Origin of the sequence: Vibrio sp. A8-1, from assembly GCF_013048685.1 — a bacterium.
Taxonomy (GTDB): domain Bacteria; phylum Pseudomonadota; class Gammaproteobacteria; order Enterobacterales; family Vibrionaceae; genus Vibrio; species Vibrio metschnikovii.
Genome location: NZ_VHTC01000051.1, coordinates 1 through 11,863 on the forward strand (window position 1 = coordinate 1; position 11,863 = coordinate 11,863).

The window sequence follows — 11,863 nt, forward strand, 5'->3', positions numbered from 1 at the left end:
GAGTTAAAAACATGTTGAAAAACAAAAAGCTAGCAAAAGCAATTAGTGACGCAAACTTTGGCGAAATTGTCAGGCAGCTAGAGTACAAAGCTGCTTGGTATGGTCGAAGAGTGTCTAAGATTGATCAATGGTTCCCAAGCTCTAAATTGTGTGCTTGTTGTGGGGCTGTATATCAGGGCAAATGGTCACTTGCTATTCGTGAATGGCGATGCGACTGCGGTTCTGTAAACGACAGGGATTTGAATGCCGCTAACAATATCCACATAGAGGGGTTACGGTTAGCAGTTTAAGTATTTGTGGTGGTAGGGACTACCAACACATTAAACGCCTGTAAGAGACAATGTAAGCCGACTCGATTTTAGTAATGGAGCGCAAATGTCGCCGACGACAGGAATCCACACTCCTTTAGGGGTGTGGTAGTTCAATTCATGCTTGATGTGTACATTTAGTGACTGTATTTAAATCTATCAAAACAAACACCGTACAAATAATGACCATTCTCACAATCACCTTTCTTTAAAGATGTATTCCTTTTTATCTGTCCTAAAGTTCTGCTGTCTTTTTAGACACAATACATTTTTTCTTACATTTTAAGATTCCAAACTTAAGGAAAGAATATGAAATTCAACAAGAGTTTGTCTGCCGGGCTCATGTTATTCGGGAGTTTAATCGGGGGGGCACCAAGTTATGCCCAAGACGTTCCCAAAACCGCCTTCGTCCATTTATTTGAATGGGGTTGGCAAGATATTGCTCAAGAATGTGAAGAATTCCTGGGCCCAAAAGGATTTGCTGCCGTACAAATCTCACCCCCTCAAAAAAGTGTTGATAACCCCGCTTGGTGGGCTCGCTATCAACCTGTCAGCTATTCTTTTGAAGGGCGCAGCGGTAACCGAGCGCAATTTGCAGATATGGTTCAACGCTGTAAAACAGCGGGCGTGGATATTTATCTCGATGCTGTCATCAACCATATGGCAGCATGGAATCGGAATTTCCCAGAAGTTCCTTATGGAACGAATGACTTTAATAGCTGCACCAGTGATATTAATTATTCCAATCGTTGGTCCGTACAAAACTGTGATTTAGTCGGGCTTAACGATCTGAAAACCAGCTCCGAATATGTGCGGCAAAAAATTGCGGACTACATGAATGAGGCCATCAGCATGGGCGTTGCCGGATTCCGTATTGATGCAGCCAAACATATCCCTGCTGAAGATATTGCCGCGATAAAAAGTAAGTTACACGGCACCCCTTATATTTTCCAAGAAGTGATCGGAGCGGAAAATGAGCCAGTAAAACCGGGGGAATACACTTATATTGGTGATGTGACTGAATTCTTCTTTGCTCGAACCCTTGGCCCTAAATTTAAACACGGAGGAATCAAAGATTTACAAGGGATTGGTTCATGGAGTGGCTGGTTAGGCAACAGTGATGCGGTGACTTTTGTAACGAACCATGATGAAGAACGTCACAACCCAGAACAAGTACTCAGCCACCAAGATTTTGGTAACCTCTACTTCCTCGGTAATGTCTTTACGTTGGCCTATCCCTATGGATACCCCAAAGTCATGTCAGGCTACTACTTCAATGATTTTGATGCAGGCCCCCCCGCAACTGGCATACATACGGGTAACGCCTGTGGTTTTGATGGAGGAGACTGGGTTTGTGAACATCGCTGGCGCGGCGTAGCCAATATGGTGGCTTTTCGTAATCACACTGCAGCAGAATGGCGCGTGACCAACTGGTGGGATGATGGCTATAACCAAGTGGCCTTTGGCCGTGGTGGGCTAGGTTTTGTTGTCATTAACCGAGACGACAACAAAGGCATCAACCAAGGTTTTGCTACCGGAATGCCAGCGGGTGAATATTGCGACATCATCAGTGGTGACTTTAACTCACAAACGGGAACATGCAGTGGCACCACCATCAGTGTAGACAGTTCAGGTTATGCCCATTTCACCGTGGCTTCTCATAATGCGGCGGCCATTCATGTCGGAGCAAAAGTAGGACAAACCTGCACCGATTGTGATAGTGATAGTGATAGCGATAAAAAACCAGCAACTCCCGTCACAGCAACCAACCTCTGCTACGACAATACCGCTAATCACACTTCACCAACACTCTACTACTGGGGAGCACAACCAGCAGGCTCACTCACAAACGCCACTTGGCCTGGCGTTACCATGACGGCAAATGGTGATTTCTATTGCCATGATGTTGAAACTGAGCTTTCAAGTGTGAATGTGATTTTTTCAAATCAAGGTGCCAATAAGAGTAACGATCTCACCACCACTACTGGAACGTGTTATAGCGATGGTAGCTGGAAATCTTTAGCCGACTGTGGGTTTACCCTAATCACAGAAGAGGATAATGATAACGATAATGCCACCCAAATCTGTTATGACAATCAGCAAGGTTTCTCTCAACCTTACCTCTACTTCTGGAATGTGGATGCAGCAACGCCTATTGCTAACGCAACTTGGCCAGGGCAAGCAATGACTCAACAAAATGGTCAATATTGCTATGACTTTGGTACTAACCTCACTAGCTTGAAAGTCATTTTCAGTGATCAAGGCAGCCGCCAAACACTCGATATGAATGTTTCAGCACCAAACCTTTGTTATGCCAATGGTGAATGGAAAGATCTCTCCCAGTGCACCAGCAACACAAATGGTGGAAATGAAACTTGGTACTTCCGAGGAACAGCAAACGGATGGGGATTAGCCGCATTGGATTACAATGAGCAAACCGGCCTTTACACAACAACCCAAACCTTCAATGGTGAAGAGTCACCCGCAAGGTTTAAAATTGATGATGGTTCGTGGACAGAATCCTACCCAAGTACGGATTATCAAGTCGGCGACTACGCCACCTATCAGATTCATTTCAATAGCAGTACAAAAGCCATCAGTGTGACACAACACTAATAACCTTATCGGTACAGTCTGAAGACTGTACCGATTTTCACCTCTTACAACCAATGATCCGCACCAGTAGTTTTGGACACTGAGTTAAGTGAGTATAATCACTAACGAGGTGAACAATGACAACTAAGAAAACACGAATCAAACATACTCCTGAATTCAAAGCTGAAGCGCTTAAGTTAGCAGACAAAGTCGGTGTCGCTGCTGCTGCACGACAGCTATCGTTATATGAATCTCAAATCTATGGATGGCGTAAAACCGTCAAAAAAGACGCGAAAATCAGCGATAGAGAAAGAGAACTCGCCACTGAGAATGCCAAACTCAAACGATTATTGGCTGAGCAAGCTGAAGAGCTAGATATCGTAAAAAAGGCCGCCACCTACTTCGCGAAAAATCTAAAGTAGATTGCTATGAGTTTATGCTCGAACACCTGATGCAATATAGGATTGTCCGTATGGCTAAGGTGTTTGGGGTTTCTCGAAGTGGGTTTTATTATTGGATTGATAATCGCCATAAAGTCACTCAACGCAACGAGCACCGAAAGCAGCTTGATAGCAAAGTTCGAGAAGTCTTTGATGATAAAAAGGAACGCGACGGCGCAAGGCGTATTCAAAAAGAACTTGAGGCAAATGGTAATAAGCACGATGTAAAAACCATTGCCGCGAGCATGAAGCGCCAGAGCTTAGTCGCGAAGGCCGCCCGTAAGTTCAAATGTACGACAGACAGCAAGCATAGGCTTCCTATTGCCCCGAATTTGCTTGAGCAAGACTTTAATGCGACAGCACCGAACCAAAAATGGGCTGGAGATATTACCTATCTAGCGACAAGCGAAGGTTGGATGTATTTAGCGGTTGTTATCGACTTGTACTCACGGCAAGTCGTTGGTTGGTCAATGAACACCAGAATGACCGCGACTCTGGTCTGTGATGCGCTATCAATGGCATTGTTCCGTAGAGGCATGCCCGAAGGGGTGATTATCCATAGTGATAGAGGCAGTCAATATTGTTCAAAAGACTACAGAGAGTTAATCTCAGCCCATAACCTAAAACAAAGTATGAGTAGGAAGGGAAATTGCTGGGATAACGCCTGTGTTGAAAGCTTTTTCCACTCATTGAAAGTAGAAGCCATCCAATACGAGCCGATAATGACGCGAGAAGAGATGCGCCAAGCGCTTTTTGAATATATCGAAGTTGATTATAATCGAACAAGAAGGCACAGTGCTCTTGGGTATCTAAGCCCAATTAACTTTGAAAAACAATATGTCGCTTAATGCGGTGTCCAGTCTAACTGGAGCAGATCAAACCTCATCATCTAGACAATTCACAAAAGAAAAATACCCTGATGCGAAGTTTATCGAATACTTGGACGGGGCAGGTTACTACGCTTCATTAAGAGGCGATCTGGAACATATGCTAACCATGTCAGACACCCATACCTTCATTCAAGTTAAATCAATACTAATCAGACTTCGACGAGAATTTCAGCATATCCAGTACCTTACACCTGTTGAGTTTGAGCACGCAATTTTTGAAACTGTTCTCGGATCTAGAGATGATGTATTCGCCAACTTAAGAAGAGATGGCTACGATTTAAATGAGATTGAACGAGTAGAATCAGAGTTACTTTCAGGTAGTCAGATCACCATATCCAATTCACGATACAATATCGAAGACAGCAGGATTAACTACTCAAGAAAACTATTCTTGCTTGATATCGCAGCCACTAGAGCTGAAAAAATCACCAATGAACAACGCCGTTCAGGGAGATATATCTTAGTTCCAGGTTTTGGCTCAAATTACGGAATACTTGGTTCTGAGCTTGCTGGTTTGGTTTGTCAAAAAGCAAACTATATAAAAATAACCCCAGCTCAATACGAGGAAGACTTAGAGTGGCTCCTTGATGAGATGGTTATTTCTCGCTACTAAGCCTTATTATTCAACGGATTATTCCCACTCAGGGAATAAAAAAACAGCCCCTTGGGGCTGTTTGATTCTAAGTTGTGTTTGCTTCTATGCTCGCTAAGTATGCGATTAGCTTTTGAGCTGTTCTGCACCAGTGAAACAGGGCAACTCGACAAGGCAAGTTACCATAGCTAGAACTAATTCGATGATTTACGATTTAATTAAATAGTCTAAATGATTTCTGTCCAAAAATGATTTAGGCAGTATGAATTGTTGTTGTGGTGATGGTGGCTAACTATCTTGCCCTGCACGTAGGTACTGGCCCCTCAAGTGTCAATAAACCAGGCTTATCCATTTAGTACAGCCAGGTTAAATCGGCACAAACCTCATTTTATTGACACTTAAGGGGCGGTGTTAGCTAACTCTTTTTCCTCTGGCAATCGCGTCTAGTTCTTCAACCAGGTCTTCGGCTCTGAGGTGAGTGTAGCGGCGCAGCATCTGCATCGATTTGTGGCCGCTGATGGCGGCGACTTGCTGATCACTTAGCCCGCCTTCAACCATATATTAAACAGCAACATGCTCTAATTGGCCCAAATAGTTGACTCGACTCAATATCCATTCTGCGACTTTCTCAACGTGCTCTGGCAGCATGAAACTATTACGGTAGATATCGAGAATCGCCTCTTGCTTGGCGCACAAATCTTGGATCATTTTGGTCGCCAGTTTAGGCTTGAGACCAATATTTTGTGCGAAGGTGAGAAAGTCATAGCCGGTGTAGGTACTATGTGATTGATAGCCACTGGTATTGAAATTATCGCCTTCTTCACTCGCGAGAAGAGGTAATGCTAATGGGATCTCGTTTGCGATGTATCCCGGGTAGGGCGCTATAGATACGTAATCATAGATTGGCGCGAGTCGTGTGGCCTCTTGTTCCGGTAGCAGCAAACCAATATTTCTAAGGTGTAGGTCATTATTACCGAGAAAGTAGGCGACGAGTATTCGGTTAAATAGCTCTTTCTTAAAGTTTAAGCTGCCGTCTACTTTTTGAATTAAGAACTTACAGGCTTGCTCGTAGCTCACATATCCTTCGGCATCGCCTTCTGTCTTCCCGTACTTTTCCCGCACGGCCATGGCGGCATCCAGTTGCTCCTGATGAATCGCTTCTTCACCTGCGTTTAAGCGGTCATAGCGCCTAATCATAAAGGCGAGTTCACCTTCTCCGTCCGGAGCGTTAAATCGAACTAATCCAAAGGGAGGCGTATCGAAACCAAGGAATTTCATCACTAACATGGTTGCGTGTTCGTTTTCGGCAAGATGAGGAAATTCTTCTGGTGAAGGCTTGAGAATAAATAGCGCCTTATCCTCCACAACCCCTAGCTGGTTATCGTCATTAATCGCCAGAGAAAGCTTGGGTTGATAACCGGAAATACTCATGCCTTTTTGTTTCTTTGGCAATTCAGTAACAAATTCAGCGCGCGAAAAAGGCAATTGGATCTGAAATCTATTCGAACCTAGTAGGGTTTTGATCTCCCCTTTTTTATACTCGACTTGTTCTCTATTTTGTTCATTGAGCTCATCGAGGCTAATTAGGCTTTTATTGCTCGGATACATGGTCTTCTAACCTCAACAGTTGGACTGCACCAAGTAAATTTTTGCCGTTGGACAGCAGCATACCCAGCGGATCGTTTTCATCAATTTTTTGTAGTTCTGAGTAGCGTTTCTTCAGCCATCCTTCGGGGGCAAGGCTGAGGAAAAAAGGATGCAGCTCTTTACTCTCAAATGGCCCATCGGCGACAGGCATACTCAGCGATAAGCTCCGGCCTCGATAACCAGGTTCATATTCGAATAGATAACCTTGTTCGTTTTGAGACAAAACACCGCAAAACTTGCCGTACAAAAGAACTTTTACTTTTCGATCCATATTTTCATTCCGAGTTCATTAGCAACGGCTAAAAAGTTATCCAGCGAAGTTTTACTTGGGTCTTTAAGCATTCGTTTTATCGTTGATTTAGAAATATCCGTCTGCAATTCAAGGTCTTCTAATGAGATACTCTTCTTGCGTGATTGCATATCATCAATCAGAGTGTTGGTCTCGTAAATTGAGTAGCTTGAAATAGGACGGTTGCTTGAGGCTTCAACGTTGCTAAGCATCTCTTCGAAAACTTCGTGAATTTCGGACTCAAGCTTACTGGTGAGATTGCGAAGTTGTAGCACTTTAGGATTCATAGCATTGCCTCTGATGTGTCAAATATGAACCATATAACGGTTTTATTTAAATATAAGCTCAAAAATAGCCCATGTAAACCGCTTTAATGTCATTAATGAACTTTGGGTTTCTTCAGGTTGGAAAATGGCTCATGTACGAACCTTTAGTGCTATGCAATTCCTTTAGCTCAGCTCATCTGTACTTCTGGCCCCCCAAGTGTCAATAAACCCGTCCTGACCATTGCTCACAGCCAGGTTACATCGGCACAAGCCTCATTTCATTGACACTTGAGGGGCAGAGTTGGCTAAACCTTTTTCCCTTTGGCAATTGCGTCCAGTTCTTCAACCAGGTCTTCGGCTCTTAGGTGCGTGTAGCGGCGTAGCATCTGCATCGATTTATGGCCGCTGATGGCGGCGACTTGCTGATCACTTAATCCGCCTTCCACTAAACGGCTGACGCTCTCGTGGCGCAGGTCGTGGAATTTAAAATCCTTCAGGCCAATCTTGGCTTTGATCTTCATCCATACCTTGTTGAAGTTATACGGGCGTCGCTTGCCGTCTTTGCCTGGTTCTCCAAAGAAAATCAGGTCGGTATCAATGGGCCGTACCGGATTATTAATTGCCTGCTTAAAGGATTCTAACGCCAGGAGAGAAAGCGGAACGGTTCTCGGCATGGTGTTTTTGGTTTCGACCAGGAAAACCACACGCTTTTTCAAATCGACCTGAGAGCGGCGCAGAGAAGTGATTTCAGAGGAACGCATACCGGTTTCCAGCGCGATACGAACAATCCAGGCCAGCATCGGGTTGGTGTGCGCCTCAACGGCTTCCAGGAGCTGTTGCTCTTCTTCCTCGGTTAAGCGTCGTTCCCGGCCAGAAGGCGGGGAGGGCTTACGAATATTCTGGACCGGGTTAATGGCCAGGCCGATACTGTCGAAGTAAGCTTTTTAAAAATTATGCGTCATTTTGCAATCTAATACCCAACACCGTTCATTAACCTATTGATTAGCATTTGAACTGTGATTGGAAAGGCTGCATGATAGGGGTATGAAAGGTGGCTAAAAGCCGCATAAAAAGCGTTAGCTGAATGGTGGTAAATATCAGCATGATCGAAATTAGAAAGTATCAAGAATCAGATGCGCTTGATTTATGGGCTATTTTTTATCATACGGTTCATAATGTGAACTTACGTGATTATTCGCAAGCCCAAGTTGAAGCATGGGCTCCAGATGGTTTTTCTTCTGAGATTTGGCAACGAAAAATGAACTTGCTGTCACCTTTTGTTGCTGAAATTGATGGGAAAATTGTTGGTTATAGTGATCTTCAAGAAAATGGATTAATTGATCATTTCTTTTGTCACCATGAACATCAAGGCCAAGGAGTTGGACGACAGTTAATGGAACATGTACTCAGAATGGGTGAGTTACAAGGAATTACTAGGTTTTATTCTGAGGTGAGTATTACAGCTCGTCCGTTTTACGAGAGATTTGGTTTCAATGTGATACAAGAACAAACCATAGAAGTTCGCGGTCAAAAGCTGTGCAACTTTGTCATGGAGAAATTCAGCTAACAAAGCATTTAAGAGGGACAGCCAACGCGTGGCATTTTTATTATGCGTTAGTTTTTGTGATTACGGTGTTATGCGGTGAGTTGGTAGTAGCGTTGGCTGCCCCTTAATGCGGCGTTAGGTGTTGGTCAGTGAAACGTCTAAAATCATCGTTAGTAAATTGGTCATCAGCAAGGATACAAACATGATTAGTTGCAGTGATTATGACTACATTGAGATAGTTTGTTTGTTCAAATATCCAGTGGAGCTGACGATGAAATCGGGCTCAATAATCTGTGGAAAGGCTCTAGATACAGCTCGAAATCAAGCTAACGAAGAATGTATCAAACTTCAAACTGAAGGGACTGAAATCTTAGTGGTTTTAGATTCAGTGACCAAGCTAAAAGTATCGCTCAATAATCCACATTTTCAAGAGGTTACCTTTAATTGAGCGCCAGCACCTAACAAGGCGTTCAAGAGGGATTCATGCCGCGTGGCATTTCTGGTTTACTGTGAGTTTTGGTGGTGAAGGTGGTCTGCTGAAGGTTGGTTTAGGCGGCATTCACCCCTTAACGCGGCGTTATGCCTCTTTTGTAAATCTCTAGCAATTACTTAAATTAAGGTCTAAAATTAGGTCTGATTTTAATACTTATATGGTGAAGTTATGAGACAGGTATTAGCGAATTGCTCTGCCAGTATTTCAGAGTTAAAGAAAAATCCAACTGCTCTTTTGAACGAGGCAGATGGTTCAGCTATTGCGATCCTTAACCACAACAAACCCGCAGCTTACCTTGTACCGGCTGAAACTTACGAGTATCTGATGGATATGCTTGATGATTATGAGCTTTCCCAAATAGTAGATAGTCGTCGAGGTGATTTGTCGCAAGCTGTGGAAATCAATATTGATGACTTATAAGTTAAAGTTTTTGCCAGCAGCCCAAAAGGAGTGGAGTAAGCTAGCGCCAACGATTCAGAGTCAATTTAAAAAGAAACTTAAAGAAAGGCTAGAAAACCCCCACGTCCCATCATCAAAATTACGAGGTTATGATTCTGTTTACAAAATCAAACTTCGTACATCTGGTTATCGTTTGGCTTATGAAGTCATCGATAATGAAGTTGTCGTTTATGTACTCGCTGTTGGTAAACGAGATAAAGACGCTGTTTATAAGAAGCTGGCTTCACGCTTCAGCTAGCGGCATAACAAACGCTTCAAGAGGGACAGCCAACGCGTGGCATTTTTACTATGCGTTGGTTTTTGTGATTACGGTGTTATGCGGTAAGTTAGTAGTAGCGTTGGCTGCCCCTTAAGCGGGCGTTATGCTTTATTGAGCCTCAGCAAAATCAATATATAAATTTTAATGGGAAAACTTAGTCTGATTTAGACGTTTTTGTATTCTAATTTATTGATATTATGAGTTTATTTTTCTTTTTGGTGGCGATTGAAAGTTGAACGATACTTGTGCTTTTTCGGCAACTTTGCCCTGATAAATTGTGTACGCAAAAGGTTCGATTGTCGCTGAAAGGTCTCTTTCTTTGGTGTTGCTTGTTCATTGATTCCACAGGCTATTTCGCTTCAGCATGTTTGGGATCTCATGAACATCTTACTTGCTGAAAGTGTTTGGTTAGCGCAAGTTTATCGATGTTTGTGCGCTTTTGTCCGGCTCTGCTCTGATAAATTGTGTACGCAAAAGATTCAACTGTTGCTGAAAGGTCTCTTCCTTTGATGTTGTTTGCTCCTTGATTCCACAGGCTAATTCGCTTCAACTTGTTTGGGATCTTATCGGCATCAATACTTGCTGAAAGTAGGCAAGTTTATCATTTTGAGTTAAAGTGGCTTTAACCAATAAATGTTGAAAACGTTCAATTTAATCAATAAGTAATAAAGCATAACAAACGCTTCAAGAGGGACTTCCAACGCGCGGCATTTTTATTGTGCGTTGATTTTGGTGGTTTCAGTGTTATGCGGAAAGTTGGTAGTAGCGTTGTCAGCCCCTTAAGCGGGCGTTAGGTATTAAATGAGATAACAATGAGACCAGATAATAAAGATAGACTTGAGATTCTTAAGGTTGAAATGACCCTTATACAAGGCACTTTCGACAAATATGATGACCTAATTTTCAGAAATAGAAACTGGTTCATAACATTATGGGCAGGAGCTATTGGATTGGCTTTTACAATCAAAGATCCAAGAATCACTTTTTTAGCAGTACTAGCTGCTTTGTTATATTGGTTTCTTGAAGGAATGATGAGACATCAATACTGGTATAAATACGTTATTCGATATCGAGCGATACGTGATTGGATTAACAAATCAGAAAAAGAAAGTATTTCAGTATATGACTTAACCAACCACTATGGTCAGAGAGCTAAAAAATGGGAGCGCTTTAAAAGCTCCTTTTTTAAGCTTGAACCTACGCTACTAGGAACAATTATGGTAGTTAGCGCACTTGTTTCGTATAAGCTCGTGCCTATTAATACCTAACAAAGCATTTAAGAGGGACAGCCAACGCGTGGCATTTTTATTATGCATTGGTTTTTGTGATTACGGTGTTATGCGGAAAGTTGGTAGTCGCGTTGTCTGCCCCTTAATGCGGCGTTATGCTTTATTGAGCCTCAGCAAAATCAATATATAAATTTTAATGGGAAAACTTAGTCTGATTTAGAAGTTTTCCTATTCTAATTCATTGATATTATAAGTTTATTGTTCTTTTTCGTGGCGATTGAAAGTTGAACGATACTTGTGCTTTTTCGGTAACTTTGCCCTGATAAATTGTGCTCGCAAAAGGTTCGATTTTTGCTGAAAGATCTCTTTCTTTGGTGTTGCTTGCTCATTGATTCCACCGGCTATTTCGCTTCAGCATGTTTGGGATCTCATGAATATCTTACTTGCTGACAGTGTTTGGTTAGCGCAAGTTTATCGGCGAATGTGCGTTTTTATCCGGCTCTGCTCTGATAAATTGTGTGCGCAAAAGGTTCGATTGTTGCTGAAAGGTCTCTTTCTTTGGTGTCGATTGTTCATTGATTCCGCAGGCTAATTCGCTTCAACTTGTTTGGGATCTTATCGGCAACAATGATTGCTGAAAGTAGGCAAGTTTATCATTTTGAGTTAAAGTGACCGGAACAAATGAACATTATAAAAGTTCAATGTAATCAATGAGTAATAAAGCATAACAAACGCTTCAAGAGGGACTTCCAACGCGTGGCATTTTTATTATGCGTTGATTTTGGTGGTTACGGTGTTATGCGGAAACTTGGTAGTAGCGTTGTCAGCCCCTTAAGCGGGCGTTATGCTT

14 protein-coding genes are annotated in these 11,863 nt (G+C 42.6%); 10 read left to right on the plus strand and 4 right to left on the minus strand.

What is annotated here, in order from left to right:
* The 4 genes from FKN93_RS16220 to FKN93_RS16235 form a co-directional block, all read left to right on the plus strand.
* The coding region (locus FKN93_RS16220; RefSeq protein WP_212755189.1) for an RNA-guided endonuclease TnpB family protein at positions 1–290 on the plus strand (290 nt) is incomplete at its 5' end.
* 327 nt (positions 291–617) lie between these two features.
* Positions 618–2,924: a starch-binding protein gene (locus tag FKN93_RS16225; RefSeq protein WP_170905652.1), complete on the plus strand. Its 2,307-nt coding sequence runs from the start codon at positions 618–620 to the stop codon at positions 2,922–2,924.
* Positions 2,925–3,040: 116 nt separating this feature from the next.
* Positions 3,041–4,191, plus strand: a protein-coding gene (locus FKN93_RS16230; protein WP_170905653.1) for an IS3 family transposase whose coding sequence is annotated in 2 segments (ribosomal slippage) — positions 3,041–3,284 and positions 3,284–4,191 — 1,152 coding nt in all. Because the reading frame shifts where the segments join, the coding sequence is not laid out codon by codon here.
* Entirely contained in the window at positions 4,181–4,846 is a 666-nt protein-coding gene (locus tag FKN93_RS16235) for a hypothetical protein (protein WP_170905654.1), read from the plus strand. The genes FKN93_RS16230 and FKN93_RS16235 overlap by 11 nt, the downstream gene beginning before the upstream one ends.
* 540 nt (positions 4,847–5,386) lie before the next feature.
* On the opposite strand, the gene FKN93_RS16245 is transcribed toward FKN93_RS16235, so the two are convergent.
* The 4 genes from FKN93_RS16245 to FKN93_RS16260 all read right to left on the minus strand — a co-directional run bounded on the left by FKN93_RS16245 (position 5,387) and on the right by FKN93_RS16260 (position 7,953).
* Positions 5,387–6,433 carry a HipA domain-containing protein gene (locus FKN93_RS16245; RefSeq protein ID WP_249374209.1) on the minus strand — a complete coding sequence of 349 codons (1,047 nt, stop codon included), beginning with the start codon at positions 6,431–6,433 and terminating at the stop codon, positions 5,387–5,389.
* Entirely contained in the window at positions 6,417–6,743 is a 327-nt protein-coding gene (locus FKN93_RS16250; protein ID WP_055467268.1) for a HipA N-terminal domain-containing protein, read from the minus strand. The genes FKN93_RS16245 and FKN93_RS16250 overlap by 17 nt, the downstream gene beginning before the upstream one ends.
* Positions 6,728–7,048, minus strand: coding sequence for a helix-turn-helix transcriptional regulator (locus FKN93_RS16255; RefSeq protein WP_170905655.1), 321 nt, complete (start codon positions 7,046–7,048; stop codon positions 6,728–6,730). The genes FKN93_RS16250 and FKN93_RS16255 overlap by 16 nt, the downstream gene beginning before the upstream one ends.
* A gap of 284 nt (positions 7,049–7,332) precedes the next feature.
* Complete coding sequence (locus FKN93_RS16260; RefSeq protein ID WP_346009396.1) at positions 7,333–7,953, minus strand: site-specific integrase; 621 nt, start codon at positions 7,951–7,953, stop codon at positions 7,333–7,335.
* Positions 7,954–8,129: 176 nt separating this feature from the next.
* Here FKN93_RS16260 and FKN93_RS16265 point away from each other — a divergent pair, with 176 nt between their 5' ends.
* The 6 genes from FKN93_RS16265 to FKN93_RS16300 all read left to right on the plus strand — a co-directional run bounded on the left by FKN93_RS16265 (position 8,130) and on the right by FKN93_RS16300 (position 11,052).
* Positions 8,130–8,594, plus strand: a complete 465-nt coding sequence (locus FKN93_RS16265; RefSeq protein ID WP_040903542.1) for a GNAT family N-acetyltransferase — start codon at positions 8,130–8,132, stop codon at positions 8,592–8,594.
* 181 nt (positions 8,595–8,775) lie between these two features.
* Entirely contained in the window at positions 8,776–9,021 is a 246-nt protein-coding gene (locus tag FKN93_RS16275; RefSeq protein WP_170905656.1) for a Rho-binding antiterminator, read from the plus strand.
* On the plus strand, positions 9,017–9,175 hold the full coding sequence (locus FKN93_RS18145) for a DUF3265 domain-containing protein (RefSeq protein ID WP_170905658.1): 159 nt from the start codon (positions 9,017–9,019) through the stop codon (positions 9,173–9,175). Before FKN93_RS16275 ends, FKN93_RS18145 begins: the two co-directional genes overlap by 5 nt.
* Positions 9,176–9,234: 59 nt before the next feature.
* Positions 9,235–9,486: a type II toxin-antitoxin system Phd/YefM family antitoxin gene (locus FKN93_RS16285; RefSeq protein ID WP_001250181.1), complete on the plus strand. Its 252-nt coding sequence runs from the start codon at positions 9,235–9,237 to the stop codon at positions 9,484–9,486.
* A complete protein-coding gene (locus FKN93_RS16290) occupies positions 9,476–9,763 on the plus strand; it encodes a type II toxin-antitoxin system RelE/ParE family toxin (protein WP_000221356.1) in 288 nt (95 codons plus the stop codon). The genes FKN93_RS16285 and FKN93_RS16290 overlap by 11 nt, the downstream gene beginning before the upstream one ends.
* Positions 9,764–10,596: 833 nt before the next feature.
* The gene (locus tag FKN93_RS16300) at positions 10,597–11,052 is read left to right on the plus strand and encodes a hypothetical protein (RefSeq protein WP_170905657.1); all 456 of its coding nucleotides are present in this window, start codon (positions 10,597–10,599) and stop codon (positions 11,050–11,052) included.
* Positions 11,053–11,863 lie beyond the last annotated feature (811 nt).